Genomic DNA, 18827 nt, shown 5'->3' with positions numbered 1-18827 from the left:
TTAAAGTGACTTTATTATATACGCTGATTTGAGCAAAACTGTTTAAATAACTTGTTTTAACTTATAATTATTTTTTACATTATACTTTCCCTTTGTAACTGTTCTCATTTTGAATACATGACTCAATCCAAATCCAGTAGTGCAAGCTATCGTCTGATCAAGTTCGCAAGTCGCCTGCCGATTCAATTTAGCCGTTTTTTTGCCCGTCTGGTTGCAGGATTGGCAAGCACTTTCCAATTCTCTAAACTTTCAAAAATTATTGGGCTGAACATCCAAATTGTATTTCCAGAGATGGATCAGCAACAAAGACAAAAACTAACCAAACAAGCTATTCAAAATGAGTTGATGTCATATTTTGAGTTTTTGAGCATTTGGGGGTCATCCAACCAAAAAAATATTCAACGTATTCAAAAAGTGAATGGTGAACACTATTTACATGAAGCGCTTGCAGAAAAAAAAGGCCTAGTCTTAATTGTTCCCCACTTTGGTACTTGGGAAATTATGAATGCATGGGTCGCCCAATATAGCCCTATGACTATCCTGTATAAACCCGTAAAAAACCCAGATGCCGATCAGTTTGTCCGTGATGCCCGCAGTCGTGAACAAGCTCATCTAGTTCCCACAGACGAAAGTGGTGTCAGACAAATCTTTAAAGCCTTAAAGCAAGGTGGAACTACAGCAATTCTGCCAGATCATACCCCTGACCATGGCGGAGACATGATCAACTATTTTGGTATCCCCCTTGCCTCTAGTAGCTTGAGTGCCAAACTCATTCAAAAAACTAAAGCCAAAGCCCTACTTCTTTATACCAAAAGAAATGATCAAGATGGCTTCGACATGTATATCGAGCCGATTGATCCGAGCATTTATGAAGGCACTGCTGAGGATGGCACCTTAGTCATTCATCAGACCTTAGAACAGCTGATACAACGCTATCCAGAACATTATCACTGGAGCTATAAACGTTTCCGCGCACATCCAGATCTAAAGCAAATCTATGATATCGATGAAAATAAGGCGCTTGCTAAAGTAGCTGAAGTCCGTTTACAAGCCAAACAAAGCGAAAATACTTAGGCTATTCTCGCTGTAGCCATTTTCGCTGCTGTCTCTGCTGCTTTAATTCCACCGTTTCACTGCCAAATATAAAACTTAAACTCCCTGTCTGTGCGGTATTTAACAAGGGAATTTTTAAAGCGTCTAGTCGGCTTTGTAATTCTCGGCTTGGATGACCATAATGATTCTCAAAACCCGCAGAGGCAATCGCAAGTTTAGGCTTTAAAGTCGCTAGAAAATCATAAGTTGAACTGTGTTTACTGCCATGGTGCCCCAAAACCAGTACGTCTACTTTTAAATCTGGATATTGTTTTAACAGTTTATATTCCGTTTCCCAACCTGCATCCCCCATGATCAAAAAGTTTTGATAAGGCTGTGCATTGAAAAACTGTAAATAGACCACACAAGATTGCTCATTCTGTTGATATTTCGCAAAGCTTAAACCCTCACGATCTGGTGATAAAATTGCTATTTTTAGATTTGAATATGACCAAGTCTGACCTTGTTGGCACAATGAGAAATTATTTTTAAAAGGCATTTTTTGATCGCGCTCATTGGACTGCACTTGAGTAATCGCAAAAGCTTTTTGGATTGCAGCAAATGCACCACTATGGTCTTGATCTAGATGAGACAGAACGACATGATCCAACTTTCGTACGCCATGCTGCCTTAAAAATGGAATAATCACACGCTCACCCATCCCAAATCGGGTTTCATCATAAGAGCCACCCGTATCAATCATGAGTGTCTGTTGAGGATGCTGTAAAAAGATGGCCTGTCCTTGCCCGACATCCAAGACATTCAGAATCATCGGTTGGGCTTTGATTCCCCCAAAAATCGGTAAAATGCAGATAGCTCCCCATATTTTAGGAATTGTTCCTGTTGGCATAAACAGAATAACCAACCCCAATGTCAAACTCAGCAACATCAAAGGCGTATAACTAACAGCATAGAGTTGAGGAGATAGCTGCTGTACGTGATTTAATATCCACATTAATATTGACAGCAATCCATCATTAAGCTGGAACAGAAGTCGCCCAAATGCAGGAACTACCAGCCAGATACAGGCTGCAATAATATCCAGTGGTACGATTAAAGTACTTAATAATGGGATCGCGATTAAATTACTGAGCGGCGCAAACCAAGCAATTTGTTGGAAAAAAATTAGGACTAGTGGTAATAATGCAATAAAAACTTTCCATTGTGACTCAATTAAAATCTTAAGCGCCCATACATACTGTTGTGTCTTGGTGAGGACTTGATTTTGCGGCGGGCCTTGTTCAATGCTTTGATAAATGCGTAGCAGAATAAAGCAAGCCCCATAAGACAACCAAAAGGCTGCGGACAGAATACTAAATGGATCATAAATCAAGAGTAAACTGGCGCTATAAATCAGCAAAATCAAAGGTTGAATAGACTGTCGAAACAATAGAAAAAGACTGCCGATAATGACTGTGAATAAGGTTCTCAGTGCAGGAATTTCAAAACCAACAAAAGCCACATACAACAACACACTCAATCCAAAGGGTAAAAGCAATAAAATCTGCCGCGGTTGCCATAAATATAATGTTGGAGCATAACGCTGTATCATGCACTTCAATAACCAAGTCAACATCAATGCAAAAATCAACACATGCGGGCCTGATATTGCCAATAAATGTGAAATGCCCAACTGCTGAAATTGCTGCTTTAAACGATTTGATAATAAGCTTTCATCACCCGTTAATAGAGCCAATAACAATCCTTTATGTTGAAAAGCTGAGGCCTGTAACATCTCACGAAATGACAATCGCATTATTTCAACATTCAATAGAAATTTTGCTTGTAGCCTGTGTTGCTGCTTTAGATGCGGTTGGTAACCCAAACGATCAATCTCATCCTGACTTAAAAGCTGAATATGTCTGACCCGATATGCCGACATGATATTTTGTTGCAAAAACCATTTTTCCTGATCAAATGCGCCTGCCACAGCATAGCTATGCGCAGGTTTAATCGTTCCATGAAGACGGTAATAATGACCTAAGCGTAAGTGCTGTTGGGTAAACTGATCATTCGATTGATTTAGATAAAGCAACCAATCTACAGGCTGAGCATGTCGATTGAGCACTTCTGCTGTCTGTTTAGGCCCCTCCTCCGTGAGCTCATCTATTTTCTTAATATAAACAATTGCTTCAAAAGGCTGCGCCTCCACTTCTCTTAAGCTTAGCCGTTGTTCTAAAGCGGAATCGGCATAATAAAAGCCTGTACAGAACAAAGCCCAACTGCTAATGACTAACAGCAGCAATTTATGCCAAATGGATTGCTGGTAAGAATATCCTTTATATAAACCGGTGCAGAAGATCACAATCGCTAGAATTAGCCAAAGCCACCACGTCCGAGCGGCAAAACTAAAATGATATCCCATCAAAGTTATACCAGCGATCCAGCTGAGTAACATTATTTTCAACATTTTTTAAAATTAAGTTTTAGTTTTTCTAAAGACAAAATTAAAGCCCGTTTTCAGGGCTTTAACAAGAGATAAATCAATTTTTTTCTTATTGATCAATCCACAAACCATCTTGCATATGCAAAATCGAATCAGCGGACTGTGCCAGTTGCTCGTCATGGGTAACAATCAACATTGCCATATTCAGCTCTTTTTTCAAATCTGTCAGTAATTCGAAAATACTGAGCGCTGTTTTACGGTCGAGGTTCCCTGTCGGCTCATCAGCCAAAACCACAGCAGGTTTAGTTACCAGTGCACGTGCTAATGCCACACGCTGACGCTCACCGCCAGACAACTCGCCAGGCTTATGATCCATACGATGAGATAAACCAACACGATCTAATAAATATTCAGCCTGTCTTTTAACATCCTTAAAGTTGCTTTCACTACGCAACATTAATGGCATGGCCACATTTTCCAAGGCAGAAAATTCAGGCAAAAGGTGATGGAACTGATAAACAAAACCAAGATATTGATTACGCTTATAACCACGCTCGGCTTCACCCAAGTTATCAAAACGCTGTCCTTGTAAAAACACTTGACCTTGTGATGGTTGCTCTAAGCCTCCCAACACGTGTAACAAGGTACTTTTACCAGAACCACTTGATCCGACAATAGAGACGAACTCACCGGCATTCACTTGAAGAGATAAACCTTTAATCACTTCAACTTTGCTTTTGCCATCATCAAAATGTTTAAAGATGTTTTTTGATTCCAGAACAATCTTACTCATAACGTAACGCCTCAGCAGGTTGAACTTTGGCTGCACGCAATGCAGGATAAATTGTTGCCAAGAAACTCAATAGCAAAGATACCGTTACAATGACCACCACATCTTGCCATCTGAGATATGAAGGCAAGTAATGTACAAAGTAAGCATCAAATAAATTTAAACCTAACACGGTATTAAACCAGGAAATAATATCACTGATCGTTAAGGCTAAAGTAACCCCTAAGATCGTCCCTGCAATCGTACCAATCACACCAATCACGGTACCTTGTACCATAAAGATCTTGGTAATCATTGAAGGTGAAGCACCGAGCGTACGTAAAATCGCAATATCAGATTTCTTATCGGTTACGACCATAACCAATGAGGACACGATATTAAATGCAGCCACCACAATAATCAGTACCAGCAATAAACCGACCAAGGTTTTTTCCATTTGAATGGCATTAAACAAATTACCGTGCGTATAGGTCCAGTTTGATGCATAGAAATTACTTGGAAGCTGGCTAACGATATCATTGGCCACTTTCGGAGCAGCAAAAATATCATCCAGTTTTAAGCGCACACCTTGCGCACCATCAGGTAAGCGCAATAAGGTAGAAGCATCATTCAGGGCGATATAACCCACCATTGAATCCACTTCTGCACCAACACTGAAGATTCCGACGATTTTAAAACGTTTAAAACGCGGTACGACACCTGCAGGTGATGGCGTTGCTTCAGGCAATACCAAGGTGACATTGTCATTTAAACCCAATCCGAGTGCATCCGTCATGTCCTTACCGAGGACAATACCAAACTCACCTTTCTTCAAGGCATTTAAATCACCTGAAACCATGTGGTTCTGGATAATCGAAACCTTCTTTTCATACTCAGGCTCAATTCCCGTCACCATGATTCCAGCCACTTGACCCTGTGCAGTCAGCATTCCCTGTAACTGGGTAAATGGTGCAACACCCGTGACATGTGGATGGTGCTCAACTTTTTTTACAAGCTCAGGCCAATCTGTTAGAATTTGAGTAGAAGAAACAGTGGCTTGTGGAACCATTCCCAAGACACGAGTTTTCAATTCACGATCAAAACCATTCATGACAGATAATACTGTAATGAGGACAGCAACGCCGAGGGTTAAACCAATCATGGAAACCAAGGCGATAAAAGAAATAAAATGATTACTCCGCCGAGCACGAGTGTATCTCAACCCTATATACAGCGAAATTGGCTTAAACATACCATCTAGTCCGAGGTGATTTATTATGGAAAATTCACAACATCATCTTGTTGACGACAACACTGAACGTCGTGTGATGTCTCGTATTGATGCCGTGTTGAGAATCAACTATCAAATCATTCCAGATGATGTTGCGCTGAATGACCCATATGATTCCCATTTCGTATTGCCACGCTATTTTCTACTACTTGCAGAATTAGATCAATTTGATCATGCGTTTCGCTACGAATTAGAACAATTAAATGAAAAAGATCAACAAATTGCTCGCATCTTATCCCTGATTAACCAGAAATTGAATCTGATTACTGGGTCATATTATGACAATATCGTACAATCTTTACTGCCTGTACCCGAGCAAGTCAACTTTTCCGAAAATGGTTTAAGTTTCTTTAGTTCTCAAGATATTAACGAAGGCACTTATATTCATATTACCTTGAGTCACCCAGAAAACTTCTTCCATATCGCAGCAACCGCACAAGTCGCGTACAGTACTGCAGAAGAGCAAGGTAAGTTCCGCATCGGTGCTTATTTCATTACCTTAAATCCACAAGACCGAGCCAAATTGGCTGCCAGTATTCGTCAATCTCAACTCACTGAAAGCAATTAATTTCTAGCTCACTTAAATCTTTAAACGACGGTAGGCACGTAGGTCTCGAAAGAAATAGAGCAGTAAACCGAAAAGGATAATCGTTGCGCCAACAAAGACCTGAACTGACAACTGCTCATGATTCAGGTATGCCCCAATCAAGATCGCCAACATTGGCGTCATTACTGTGGTTAATGACAAGGTTGTCGCTTGCAGGTTTTGAACCAATTTAAAATAACAAAACATGGCAATCAGCGATGCCATAATCACGGTATACGTCAGTGCCAATAGTGATTTCGCCGATGGAATATGTGTCGGGGCATAAGGCCAAATCCACGGCAATAGCATGACCGCCAATAACGTTGAAACCAGAATTGAACCTGTCGCCTGTGCCATAACAGGCAAATCAGCATTAATCTTTTTGACTAGAAAAATAGATAAGGAATAAGAAAAAACACTGATCAGCATCAAAATAATACCGATGGGCTGGACATGCTTCTGGCTGCCACTCAAACAAATCATCGCCAAACCGACAATTGAGGTGCCCATGCCCAACCACTGTAATCCCGCCAGTTTTTGTTGAAAGCCAAAACGACCAATCAGCCCTGCCATAATGGGTGCCAAACCGAACATCAAGGCAATTAAACCTGAACTTAGATAGGCCGTTGCCGCATAGGTAAAGATTTGTGAACCAATCAAGCTTAATGCACCTGCGCTATAGCTCAACAAGGCAATTTTATGCGTCGGAAACTCAACCTTTAAAAGCAAGACAACACTGACTGCCAAAGGTAGAGCAATAAAAAAGCGAATGACCAGCGCCCACATCGGATGCAAGTCAGAGACACTCCACACAATCGCCAATGGTGTCGTTGCCCAGATAAAAACCAGCAACCCATAGGTCAGCATTAAATTAAAGCGTGATGGCATAATCGACTCAAATCGCCGTTTTACGTTTTTGTTTTAAAATGGTTTGATCCAATGAACTGGAAAACTCACGTTTATCACGTTCTGAAATTGGCTGTGGGCCACCAGTTTGTACCCCTGCACCACGTAAAGTATCCATAAAATCACGTAAATGCAGACGAGCTTTTACATTGGCAGTGGTATAAATCTCACCACGAGGATGAATTGCAATTCCACCTTTTTCAATCACTTGTGCCGCAAGCGGAATATCCTGTGTAATGACAATGTCATTCTCTTGCATACGATCAACAATTTCCTGATCAGCTTGATCGGCCCCGCTCATGACCTGAATGGATTTAATCCGTAACGACGGCGTGATACCAACATTCTGATTGGCAACAAAAGTGACTTCGAGTTGATAACGATCAGATGCACGTAAAATCACTTCACGTAAAATTTTAGGTAAAGCATCGGCATCCACCCATAATTTAAATGGCAGCACGTCGGCAAAAGCTCTTGAGAAAACGCTAGTGTAGCAGATTAAAGTAAAAGTAGAGGTCTGATCATGTCCGCAAATACATTAATTCATGCTTTAGCGAGCAACCGAATCAGTACATTGATATTTCAGGCTAAAAAGTGAATTATTTTTTAACGAATTACATATCCAGACTTGAAATATGAGCATTACCCTCGATTTAATAGAATAAGTTCAATCTTTTTAGCATTTCGCTTTATGAAAAATCAAAACAGTCCAGAAACCATTAAAATTCAAGATCAGAATTTCGGTAATCATGCTGAGCATTGGAATTTACTCACCGATACTCCCGAAAGTGATGTTCCCAAATGGTTAGGATTGGCACTTGATGCACCAGTCATGCCGATGGGGCTCTGTGAAGATGAACATGAGATGGATCAGTCCTTCTGGTTAATTCAGGGGCCAAGTGGACACGCTGTTTCCATTAACCAAATTATTGCTGTCGAAGATCAAAAACCACGTGCATTAAAAACCGCATTCCCAAGCTTTGAAAGTCCATATAAATACGATGCAAAAATTGAGCGAATTATTACCTGTGATTCTGCAACTCAAGCCATATTGCGTTTAAATTTAAATAAAGATACGACGATTTATGCATTTGATAATTTATTCAGTGTAAATAATTGCCAATATGACAAGAATCAAACCTATCAAGTTCAATTTAATGCTTGGGCATATGAATTAGAAACTGTTTCTGAAGATGAGAAAATCATTGTTGATGATCCAGCGTCTATTAAACACCATCGTGCATTAAATGCGATTTTGGCTGAACATAATGGGATTGCGCCTGAAAACTTACAAGAACTGATTAATGAGTGGCAGCCAAAAACACCAGAAGATCAAGAACCTGTTACGGTCGACTTTTCTAAAATGGTGGCTTACTTATTCGGTGAAACTTTAGGTCAGGAAGATGAAGCTTGGTTCCAGGGTAATATCGTGGGTAAAACATCTATGCAGTTTATGCAGGACGAATATACGCTGTATGACGTGACTTTAGTTTTAGAAGATGATTTACCGGCAATCTTAATTCGTATCGCCACTAAAAATGAATTGTATAAAAACTTTAACATTGGCCAATATATTCGTGGCAACCTATGGATTCAGGCCAATATTTATGCTAAAACTGCTATTGAGTGACAAAAAATCACATAAATGGCATTTTTAGGCGTTCTAATGAAAATTATACCAGAACAAACAACCACCAGTCTGATTCATTCGGGTGATCAAGGTCTTAAACTTGATGTTGGTGCTTTTTGCTTTTTTTTACTGGGCATGTTCTTAGCAGCAATAATTTTTCATCAAATTGGCTTTTTCTAATTTTTGACCATAACCTTATTCACACATAAAAGCCCTCACTGATGAGGGCTTTTATTTTAGTAAGACTACTCTATTGCTTAACCATGACGTTTTGCAAATTCATCCATAAAACTCACCAAAGCCTGCACACCTTGTAATGGCACGGCATTATAAATACTTGCACGCATACCACCGACAGAACGGTGGCCTGCCAAGTTCAATAAGTGATGTTGTTCAGCTTCTTTCAGGAAGGTTTTTTCAAGTGCTTCGTCAGCAAGCGTAAACGGAACATTCATCATTGAACGGTTTGGTACGGCGATCGGATTATTATAGAAATCACTTGAATCAATATAACCATAAAGCAGTTTCGCTTTCTCTTGGTTCATTTTATAGATCGCATCTACCCCACCCTGCTCAAGCAACCACTCAAACACCAGACCAGATAAGTACCATGCGTAGGTTGCAGGGGTATTCACCATTGAGCCATTTTTTGCTTGATCAGCATATTTTAAAATGCTTGGAATCTCAGGTTTGGCTTGATCCAATAAATCATCACGGATGATCACAATAGTTAAACCTGCTGGGCCAATATTCTTTTGCGCACCCGCATAAATCAAACCAAATTTGCTGACATCTAATGGTGCAGACAAAATGCTTGATGAATAATCACATACCAACGGTGCATTCACATCTGGAATAGCTGCGAATTGCAAACCACCAATCGTTTCATTATCCGCATAATGAACATAGGCTGCATCGTTTGAAAGGTTCCAAGTACTTTGTTCAGTGATGGCATGTTTACCATCAATTAAAGTACCGGCTTCAACGGTATTAATATCGCCATAGCGCTTGGCTTCTTTTAAGGCTTTTTCAGACCAGATACCTGTATGGATATAATCGGCCTTGTTATTTTTACCTAACAGGTTTAATGGAATCGCTGAAAATTGTAATGACGCCCCACCCTGTAAAAATAAAACTTTATAGTTCTCAGGAATATTCATAAGCTTACGTAAATCAGCTTCAGCCTTCTCCGCCACAGCAACATAGTCATTGCTACGATGACTCATTTCCATGATCGACAGACCTTTGCCTTGCCAATTCAACAATTCTTGTTGAGCTTTTTCTAAAACGGCAGTAGGTAATGCAGCAGGACCAGCGCAGAAATTATAAGCACGCATGAGTTTTCCCTTGTTAAAGTGGAACAGATTGGAATGGGAATTTAATCATAGATTGGCGAAGCTTGCAGCAGCTTATCCAGTAAATATTTAAATATTACTGCAAAAAAACTATTAATTTTTCAATCATGTTTTGTCATTACAATTATTTTAGGCCAGACTGAAATCATCTATTTATTAGCACTCAATGCTTCAATTTACACTGCATTTATTTAGATTAAAAACTCTACTTTTTACAAATTCACTACACCAATCCTTTCCATATAACTATTTAATTAAAAAAATAATATTTAATTTTTATAAAAAGAATTTAGACTTACTCAGGATATTATTAAATTGCGACATGCTCAAATGTTGAAACGACACGATCGACCGAGTTTTAAGCTCCAACGGTTTCCTAAAATGTTAAGCTTGAGTATAAGCTTAATCAGCTGTGCCCTATTTCCTACAGCCTTACTCGCACAGACCTTTAGTTATAGTGACGCTGAACAATATGTTGTGGAAAATGCTTATGCATCGCAGGCACAACAAGCGTTACAACAAGCTTCTCAGCTGGAAATGGAAGCCGTCAAGCATTTGGGACTCCCACGTATTGACTTAAACGCCCGTGCTTACTCATTTCGCAGTGAAACCAGCGTCCCTTTAGAGTCCAGTAAACGTCGACTTGAAAACTCGCTCACACGTGGTTTTGATGACAAATTATCGCAATGGGGAGGCACACTTCCGCCAGAAGTGATTGATCAGGTCAGTCAAGGTTTTGATCAAACCGTCAACGAAGGTTTAAATCAGGTTCCCAATAATCTGGATGTAACGGTAAAAGATCATGACGTTCGCACCTCCATTTCAATGGTTATGCCGCTCTATACCGGTGGTAAAATTAATAGTGCCAAACAAATTGCCAGTATTCAGGCTCAACGCTCGAACATCAGTGAAAAACAACAACAAGACTCACAACGTTTCGAGATGATTCAGTCTTATTTTAACGTGCAATTACAACAGCAATTACTCAATGCCAGCCTTTTCAATTTAAATGCGATGCAAGAACACTATGGCAATGCGCTTAAACTAGAACAGCAAGGTTTTATTAATAAAGGCCAACGCATGCAATTTGAGGTGGCGCGCAATAATGCAGAGCGAACCTATCGAAATGCACAGTCAAACCTGCAAGCCAGCCAATTCAGCTTACAGAATTTATTAAAAACCAAAGAAGGTTTAAAGCTCACCACCCCACTCTTTGTCAATACCGCACAAAATCACTCTTTGGATAAGCTGCTCGCCAATTATGATCAAAATTCAAGTTTGATTAAAAAACTGCAAATGGATACACAACTTGCCAATGAAAATATCAAAGTCCAGCAATCAGCAAAAAAGCCAAGCCTGTTTGCCTTTGGTGAATATGGATTGGACAATAAAGACAACTGGATTGTGGGCGTGATGGCCAAATATAATTTATTCTCCGGGATTGATAACAATAAAAATATTCGTGCTGCTGAACTCAAAAAGTACGCTGCTGAACTGATGACTGAACGGACTAAGCAAGAAGTTGAAAATGTACTGTATAAGTCTTATAGCGAATTGAGCTCCTCTCAAACCAGCCATCAACTACTTACTCAAAATACCAAAGCCGCACAAGAAAACTTACGCATCCAACAGCTTTCATTTAAAGAAGGTATGGGTACGGCAACACAAGTCATTGATGCTCAAAATGCCCTCAGTGCATTAAGAAGTGAAATGGCAATTAACTCCTACAAATATATTCTATCTTTAGCGACCTTATTACAAAGCTACGGTTCGATTGATGAATTCAAGCTTTATGTTAATCAACCACGTACTGACTATATCCGTTAATTGGAGAAATTTATGAGCCAAAACCAATCATCATCCAATTCAGAACGCGATATAGATCAAGTGGAAAAAACGACGACTCAAAGTCCTGAAACAGCAACAGCGCAAGTGAGCCCTGCTGAAAAAGCCAATCAAGCGGAACCTGATAGCAGCACTTCAAATTCGCAACAACCACCCGCTGAGCCACCGAAAAAATCAAAAGCAAAACTGATTGGGCTGATCATTCTGATTCTGCTATTGGGCGTCATTGCATTTGGATTATGGAAAGCTTATCAACCCCAAGCGATTGAACTGCAAGGTCGGGTTGAGTCTGAAACTGTTCATATCAGCACCAAAGTCCCAAGCCGCATTGAAGAATTTTATGTCACTGAAGGCCAGCCGATTAAGAAAGGCCAAGCATTGGTTCGTTTCGTCAGTCCTGAACTCGAAGCGAAAAAAGAACAGGCGCAAGCCGCTTTACAAAGTGCAACAGCGTTCCATTCAACTGTGTATCGTGGTGCACAACAAGAAAATATCGATACACTTTATGCCAATTGGCAAGCGATGAAAACCCAAGCTGAATTGGCCGCAACGACGTATAAGCGTGGTGAGACACTCTATCAACAAGGGGTAATTTCACGCCAACGCCGCGATGAAATGTTGGCAGCACAAACCTCTGCCCGTGAAACAGCAGAAGGATCTTATCAACAGTATGCACGTGCCAAACGTGGTAGTACCGAGCAGCAGAAATCCACGGCTGATGCGCAAGTTGCCATGGCACAAGCTGCGGTCAAAGAAGCCAATGCCCTGACGGAAGAAACCAAACTGTATTCGCCGACCGATGGTACGGTGTCTAAAACCTATGGTAAGCCAACTGAACTCGTTGCCACTGGTGTCCCTGTAGTCAGTATCATTGAAGACCACGATTTATGGGTCAGCCTGAATGTTCGTGAAGATATGTATAGTTCGGTCTACAAAACTAAAACGCTAGAAGGCTTCATTCCTGCACTGAATCAAAAAGCCACTTTTAAGGTGAAAAATATTGATGCTGAAGGTGACTTTGCCACCATCAAAACCACACGCCAAACTGGTGGTTATGATATTCGCAGCTTCAAGTTTCATCTGATGCCTGAACAATCAATTCCTGATTTAAAAGTTGGCATGAGTGTGTTGTTTAAAATTGAAGAGGCAAAATAAGCAATGTTTGCAGTCATGCTGCGGGAGTTGCGCTATTTAAAACGCCATAAAGTTGATCTATTTATGGCGGTGATTGCCCCCTTGTTGGTGATCCTGCTGTTTGGCAGCATGTTTTCAGCAGGTAAAGCCGAACACTTACCAATTGTCGTTATCGATCAAGATCAAAGTGAAATGAGTCGCAAAGTGATTCATGCGCTTAGTATTAACCATACGCTAAAAGTTAAAACCATTACCGCCAGTCAAGATGAAGCTGAACGGCTGATCAACAAAACGGAAGCTTGGGGCTTCGTGATGATCCCTGAGGGTGCTGAACAACGTCTGGTCAGAGCCCAAGATGCGCAGATCAGTATTGCCTATAACCAGTCTTTTTTTAGTATCGGCAATACTATTTCTTCAGCCATGCTAATCAGCACCTTGAATGGCATGGCTGATTACATGGGGCAAAGCTATTTAGCCAATAGCATTCCCTATCTGGATATGCCGACACCACATATCAAGATTTCAACTCTGTATAACCCAAGCATGAGCTATGAACTGTTTCTCGAACCATTTATGGTGCCTGCCGTTTTACACTTATTGTTATGCTGTTGTGTCGCTTTTGCCATTGGACAAGAGTTTAAGCGTAAAACAGTCGGTGAATGGGTCACCTCAAAACAAATTATTTCCAGCCTACTGGGTAAAATCTTGCTTTATGTCTTTATTTTTTGTGCATGGACTTGGTGCTGGATGTTCTGGCTGGCACATATTCGTGGTTACTTCATTGCAGGTTCGCTCAGCTTGATTCTGGTCGCTCAATTTCTATTGTATTTTGCCTATGCCGTCATTAGTAGTACGGTAGTCTTGGCCACCCAGAACTTACCCAAAACCTTTGGCTTTATTGCACTCTACGGTGGATCATCCCCCAGCTTCTCAGGGATTACCCTGCCTTTGAACAATGCACCCGCATTTACTCAATTCTGGTCGATGATTATTCCCTATACGCCTTATGCCAAACTGCAAACCGAGCAATGGATTATCGGCAGTGATCTCTATGTTTCACTGGTTCCATTCGGCATATTAATCCTCTTTGCAGCTTTATTCTTTATATTGAGCGTGCGTCTGTTAAAGAAAAATACTCAGGAGCTTTGTTCATGAAGTCATTTTTCAGTTATTACCTACAGACCTTTAAAAATATTTTTGCCAACAGTTCAGTGTTTACCACACTCATCGCAGCGACTTTGCTCTATAGTTTTTTTTATCCAACCGCCTATAAAGCCCAAACAGCCGAAGATATCCCGATTGTGATTGTGGATGAAGAACAAAGCATTTTGACCTCAAAAATCATTAGCCAAGCTTCAAATAGTCCACATATCAAGATCACAACGGTGACTGATAACTTTTTGGAAGCACAGCGAATGGTTCAAAACCAGCAAGCTGAAGGCATCTTGTTACTCCCTGAAAATCTGACCAATAGCTTAAAACGTGGCGAAATGGGGGGGATTGGTCTATATCTCAGTACCGCTTATTTCATTCGCACCAAGGAAGTCGGTGTAGGCTTAGCAGGCTCAATTGAATATACGCTAAAAGAGCATCTCGAAAAGTTTGGCAATGCCTCTGCGTTTGAACCTGAACTCTCCATCCATCAAATTCCATTGTTTAACACCCTGTCAGGCTATGGTAGTTATATTTTTCCAGCAGTTGCCAGTCTGATTATTCATCAAACCATTTTACTCGGACTTGCCATGCTCATTGCCAGCTATCGTGAAAAGGGTTGGGTCGCTAAACCGGTAGAGTTCTGGGCAACCTTTGCTGCAATTTTTACAACAGGTTGTCTCAGCTGCCTGTATTTGTTTGGCTTTACCTTCTGGTTGTATGAATTTCCACACGGCGGTAATTTCTGGGGCATGCTCCTCGCTGTACCGATCTATGTCAGCTGTGTCATCGGCCTAGGCATGTTGGTCGGTTCACTGGTGGATATGCCTGAACGTGTTGGGCACTTGATCGTGGTCACCTCTGTGCCGCTGTTCTTATTAACAGGAACAGCGTGGCCTCATGAAGCCATGCCGCAGTGGATGCAATGGTTGGCATGGACACTCCCATCCACCCATGGTGTACAAATGTTTGTTCAGCTTAACCAAATGGGCGTACCAACCTCCATTGTGGCACCGAAATTAATTTATCTTGCAACGCTTGCTGCAGTTTTACTGACACTTTCTTATTATCGTCTCGTGAAAAAATAGCTTTTAATACTTTAAGTTGCTATTAAGGATATCTTGGCATATTGCTTTCATCGAAATTAATTAAAAGGTAAGACTAGGTCACTATCTTATCTTTTGATTGGTCTAAATTGAGGCATTGATATGGCTAAAATCTGCTATTGCGCTGATGATTTTGCAATGAACCCTGAAATTTCAGAGGCAATTTTATTGCTAATTAAAAAAGGGGTTTTACATGCAACTTCATGTATGACCCAATCCGAACATTGGCCAATTGCAGCACAACAACTCAAAGCATTAACGGCTCATGTAGAAGTCGGTTTACACCTTAATTTTACCCACGCCTTTCAAGCAGAAACCGTAGCATCACCACTTCCCATGCTGATGTTGAAAGCATGGACACGCCAGTTAGATGCTCAACTGATTCAACGCAGTCTCGAACAGCAATGGAATAATTTTATTACGGCGATGGGCAAACAACCTGATTTTATTGATGGACATCAGCATATCCATCAATTTCCAATCATTCGGGATGTCTTGATTAACTTCCTTAAACAGCAAAATTTTCAGGGATGGGTCAGAAACCTGCAACATCCCCTCACCATTTCTCATTACACCATCAAAACACGGTTACTCTCGGCGCTGGGTGCAACCACATTAGCATCCCAATGTAAGCAAAAAAATATCCCTCAAAACCAATATTTTGCAGGAATCTATGATTTTGAGCACGAAGACTACGCTGGATTAAACCAACAGTGGTTAATGCGCGCACAAGATAATTTATTAATCATGTGCCATCCAGCAACCCAAGCAATTGACCATCAGGACCCGATAGCTCAGGCACGTGTTCGGGAATTTCAATATCTCAGTTCATCTCAGTTTCGTGATGATTGTCGACTCTATCAAATTTCGCTGACCCCAATGGATGCATTACGATGATAAACAGTCCATTTTTATCTTGTGTCGTCCCAGCTTATAACGAAGCAGAGAATCTGAAAAAATTTATTCCTGCTTTGGCTCAGCAACTGGAACAACAAAATTTATGCTATGAAATCATTATTGTAGATGATGGTAGCCAAGATCAAAGTATCGCCGTTCTACAGCAAATGCTTGACGACTATCCATTACGCATACTCACCCTATCGCGTAATTTTGATAAAGAAGCCGCGTTAAGTGCGGGTCTGGACCATGTCACAGGCGATGCTGCTTTACTGATTGATGCAGATTTCCAACACCCTCTGGATGCCATCCCAACCATGATTCAACTTTGGAAAAGTGGTTATGACATGGTGTATGGTATCCGCGATCGAAGTACCGAATCCTGGTTAAAAAAGCTTTTTACCCAAGGCTATTACCATATTGAACCGTACCGGGTTTGTCGGAGAGTCAATATTCTGAGAGACTATCCCGATGACAAAACCAAACTATACCCCCGAAATTAGAGAAAGAGCGGTTCAATTACTAATTGAATCTGAAAAAGATTATCCTTCTACTTGGGCAGCAATCACAGCTATTGCTCCTAAAATCGGTTGTACTCCTGAAACATTGCGTGTTTGGTATTTAAAGCATCTGGATCAACTAAATCCTGCCAAAGTACAACAGATATCTGACCAAGAAAAAATGAAGCAAATGGAACGTGAAATTAAAGAATTAAAACGTGCCAATGAAATTCTACGTAAAGCAGCCGCTTTTTTCGCCCAGGCGGAGCTCGACCGCCCACACAAATAATGGTGGATTTTATCCATAACAATAAAGATCGATATGGTGTTGAAGCGATTTGTAGAATTTTACCGATTGCACCTTCAACCTATTACCGAACTTTAGATCTCACTGACAATCCAGAACATCGAGCGAAACGAGATCTACATGATGAGTATCATGCTGAACAAATTAAACGAATTTGGAAAGAAAGTTCAGGTCGATATGGTGTACGTAAAGTTTGGCAAAAATTGAAACGTGAGGGTTATGTTATTGCACGTTGTACAGTTGCTCGATTGATGCAAAAGCTAGGTATACAAGGTGTTTGGCGTGGTAAGAATAAACAAACCACCCGTAACCGAGATGACCAAAAACGGGCAGATGATTTAGTGAAACGTAATTTTAATGCTGATCATCCAAACCAACTATGGGTGGGTGACTTTACGTATATTCAAACTCATTCAGGCTGGGTATATACCGCATTTGTTATTGATGTGTTCTCACGAGCAATTGTTGGATGGAAAGTATCTACACGGATGAATACAGATATGGTGCTTGATGCATTAGAGCAAGCATTGCATGATCGAGGCATGCCAAAGAATGTGATTCATCATTCCGACAGAGGTGTGCAATATCTTTCCATTCGCTATACCAATCGTTTAGAAGCAGCAAATTTACGAGCATCAGTCGGTACAACGGGTGATTCATACGATAATGCTCTGGCTGAAACGGTGAATGGCTTATACAAAACAGAGGTGATTGAATATTTAAAAGCAGATTGGCAAGGTTTAGCAGATGTACAACTTGCGACACTAAACTGGGTAGATTGGTTCAATAAAAAGCGTGTACACAGTGCACTGGGTTATGTATCGCCTTTTGAGTTTGAAGCAATGTACTATGATAAGATTAACCCGTTAGGTCAGGTGGCTTAACTTAAATAAAAAAGTCTCCGACAAACCCGGTACGGTTCATATCTTAAATCTCAGCTCTACTGTCGATATCCCTGAAAATGCAGGCGATTTCCGTTTACTCGATGCGAAAGTTGTTGAGGCTGTAAAAAACTTACCTGAAAAAAACCGCTACATGAAAGGGTTATTTGCCTGGGTTGGTTTTAAAAGCATCGGGATCCATTTTACCGAGCAACAACGCCAATATGGGCAATCGAGCTTCAACTTTAAAGCCCTGCTCCAGCTGGCCATGTCAGGCTTAACAGGATTTTCAGACTTACCTTTACGTTTATGTATTTATCTCGGTGCCCTACTAGCAGTATTTGCAATGAGTTATGGCATCTGGATCATTATCGAGACCTTAATTGAAGGCATCAGTGTACCGGGTTGGGCGACATTGGCAGCGGGTATGACACTTTTAGGTGGAATTCAACTGCTTTGTATCGGGATTTTAGGTGAATATATTGGCCGTATTTATGCCGAAGTTAAAAACCGACCGAAATACATTGTCTCGGCAGAATATTCACATCTTCAGCCCAAACCCATCATTCAAGATAAACAAAATAATGTAGCTTCTCTCTGATGCAAACTCATTTCCTCCAATTTTTCCGCTTTGGTATTGTTGGTTTAATTGCAGCATGTACCCATTATCTTGTGGTCATTCTGTTGATTCAGCCGCAATACCAAATCGCCCTGAAATACGCCAATCTCTTCGCCTTTTTAATCGCATTCTGGATCAGTTATTTTGGTCACCGTATTTTTACTTTTAAAGCGACCCATCTACAACATAGAGAAACCCTGAAAAAATTTATTGTGGTCGCAGGACTTGGCTTTATTTTTAATGAATCGCTACTGCTCATCAGTCACCACTATCTTGAGACTGAAATCTCCTTACTGGTTATTTTCAGCATTGGTGTTACTTCTCTATTTACCTTTTTACTTAACCGTTATTTTGCATTCCAATAATAGGGA

Annotated in this window: 17 protein-coding genes, 2 pseudogenes and 1 other annotated feature; of the genes and pseudogenes, 13 read left to right on the top strand and 6 right to left on the bottom strand. The window is 40.6% G+C overall.

Annotated features, from left to right (window positions below; all coding sequences use genetic code 11):
- Window positions 1–117: 117 nt before the first annotated feature.
- Window positions 118–1074 (top strand): lysophospholipid acyltransferase family protein, encoded by a 957-nt coding sequence (locus tag F907_RS10280; protein WP_016652003.1) that lies wholly within the window; start codon window positions 118–120, stop codon window positions 1072–1074.
- Window position 1075: 1 nt separating this feature from the next.
- On the opposite strand, the gene F907_RS10285 is transcribed toward F907_RS10280, so the two are convergent.
- The 3 genes from F907_RS10285 to F907_RS10295 all read right to left on the bottom strand — a co-directional run bounded on the left by F907_RS10285 (window position 1076) and on the right by F907_RS10295 (window position 5499).
- Entirely contained in the window at window positions 1076–3502 is a 2427-nt protein-coding gene (locus F907_RS10285; RefSeq protein WP_032861962.1) for a DNA internalization-related competence protein ComEC/Rec2, read from the bottom strand.
- Between the two features lie 85 nt (window positions 3503–3587).
- Window positions 3588–4271, bottom strand: a complete 684-nt coding sequence (gene lolD, locus F907_RS10290; RefSeq protein WP_005273891.1) for a lipoprotein-releasing ABC transporter ATP-binding protein LolD — start codon at window positions 4269–4271, stop codon at window positions 3588–3590.
- The gene (locus F907_RS10295) at window positions 4264–5499 is read right to left on the bottom strand and encodes a lipoprotein-releasing ABC transporter permease subunit (protein ID WP_005273887.1); all 1236 of its coding nucleotides are present in this window, start codon (window positions 5497–5499) and stop codon (window positions 4264–4266) included. The genes lolD and F907_RS10295 overlap by 8 nt, the downstream gene beginning before the upstream one ends.
- A gap of 25 nt (window positions 5500–5524) precedes the next feature.
- Between F907_RS10295 and F907_RS10300 the strand changes: the two genes are divergently transcribed.
- Entirely contained in the window at window positions 5525–6106 is a 582-nt protein-coding gene (locus F907_RS10300; protein ID WP_016652001.1) for a PilZ domain-containing protein, read from the top strand.
- Window positions 6107–6118: 12 nt separating this feature from the next.
- Here the strand turns inward: F907_RS10300 and F907_RS10305 are convergent, their stop codons facing one another.
- Together F907_RS10305 and F907_RS10310 are read right to left on the bottom strand one after the other, a co-directional pair.
- Entirely contained in the window at window positions 6119–7012 is an 894-nt protein-coding gene (locus F907_RS10305; RefSeq protein WP_005273881.1) for a DMT family transporter, read from the bottom strand.
- Window positions 7013–7019: 7 nt separating this feature from the next.
- Window positions 7020–7490 (bottom strand): YaiI/YqxD family protein, encoded by a 471-nt coding sequence (locus F907_RS10310; RefSeq protein WP_016652000.1) that lies wholly within the window; start codon window positions 7488–7490, stop codon window positions 7020–7022.
- A 231-nt stretch (window positions 7491–7721) separates the two neighbouring features.
- Between F907_RS10310 and F907_RS10315 the strand changes: the two genes are divergently transcribed.
- Window positions 7722–8660, top strand: a complete 939-nt coding sequence (locus tag F907_RS10315) for a hypothetical protein (protein WP_016651999.1) — start codon at window positions 7722–7724, stop codon at window positions 8658–8660.
- Window positions 8661–8696: 36 nt separating this feature from the next.
- Window positions 8697–8840 carry a hypothetical protein gene (locus F907_RS19030; protein ID WP_005242759.1) on the top strand — a complete coding sequence of 48 codons (144 nt, stop codon included), beginning with the start codon at window positions 8697–8699 and terminating at the stop codon, window positions 8838–8840.
- A gap of 77 nt (window positions 8841–8917) precedes the next feature.
- Here F907_RS19030 and serC read toward each other — a convergent pair whose 3' ends face one another.
- Entirely contained in the window at window positions 8918–9997 is a 1080-nt protein-coding gene (serC, locus tag F907_RS10320) for a 3-phosphoserine/phosphohydroxythreonine transaminase (RefSeq protein WP_005273875.1), read from the bottom strand.
- Between the two features lie 348 nt (window positions 9998–10345).
- Between serC and F907_RS10325 the strand changes: the two genes are divergently transcribed.
- From F907_RS10325 to F907_RS10365, 9 genes and pseudogenes are all read left to right on the top strand, one after another.
- Complete coding sequence (locus tag F907_RS10325; RefSeq protein ID WP_016651998.1) at window positions 10346–11842, top strand: TolC family protein; 1497 nt, start codon at window positions 10346–10348, stop codon at window positions 11840–11842.
- A gap of 12 nt (window positions 11843–11854) precedes the next feature.
- Complete coding sequence (locus F907_RS10330; protein WP_016651997.1) at window positions 11855–13015, top strand: HlyD family secretion protein; 1161 nt, start codon at window positions 11855–11857, stop codon at window positions 13013–13015.
- 3 nt (window positions 13016–13018) lie between these two features.
- Window positions 13019–14149, top strand: a complete 1131-nt coding sequence (locus tag F907_RS10335) for an ABC transporter permease (RefSeq protein ID WP_016651996.1) — start codon at window positions 13019–13021, stop codon at window positions 14147–14149.
- Entirely contained in the window at window positions 14146–15234 is a 1089-nt protein-coding gene (locus F907_RS10340) for an ABC transporter permease (RefSeq protein WP_016651995.1), read from the top strand. The genes F907_RS10335 and F907_RS10340 overlap by 4 nt, the downstream gene beginning before the upstream one ends.
- A 120-nt stretch (window positions 15235–15354) precedes the next feature.
- Complete coding sequence (locus tag F907_RS10345; protein WP_016651994.1) at window positions 15355–16149, top strand: ChbG/HpnK family deacetylase; 795 nt, start codon at window positions 15355–15357, stop codon at window positions 16147–16149.
- A pseudogene (locus tag F907_RS10350) lies at window positions 16146–16571 on the top strand (glycosyltransferase family 2 protein); the annotation flags it as partial. The gene F907_RS10345 and the pseudogene F907_RS10350, both read left to right, overlap by 4 nt.
- A gap of 49 nt (window positions 16572–16620) precedes the next feature.
- Window positions 16621–17840, top strand: a protein-coding gene (locus F907_RS10360) for an IS3-like element ISAba19 family transposase (protein WP_087486619.1) whose coding sequence is annotated in 2 segments (ribosomal slippage) — window positions 16621–16897 and window positions 16897–17840 — 1221 coding nt in all. Because the reading frame shifts where the segments join, the coding sequence is not laid out codon by codon here.
- Window positions 16896–17012 (top strand) — a sequence feature (AL1L pseudoknot). It overlaps the preceding gene by 117 nt.
- A 40-nt stretch (window positions 17841–17880) precedes the next feature.
- Window positions 17881–18438 (top strand): annotated as a pseudogene (locus tag F907_RS0118000) (glycosyltransferase); the annotation flags it as partial.
- The gene (locus tag F907_RS10365; protein WP_016651991.1) at window positions 18438–18821 is read left to right on the top strand and encodes a GtrA family protein; all 384 of its coding nucleotides are present in this window, start codon (window positions 18438–18440) and stop codon (window positions 18819–18821) included. The pseudogene F907_RS0118000 and the gene F907_RS10365, both read left to right, overlap by 1 nt.
- Window positions 18822–18827 lie beyond the last annotated feature (6 nt).

Source organism: Acinetobacter colistiniresistens, assembly GCF_000413935.1.
Classification (GTDB): domain Bacteria; phylum Pseudomonadota; class Gammaproteobacteria; order Pseudomonadales; family Moraxellaceae; genus Acinetobacter; species Acinetobacter colistiniresistens.
This window is presented reverse-complemented; position numbering and strand designations above follow the sequence as displayed.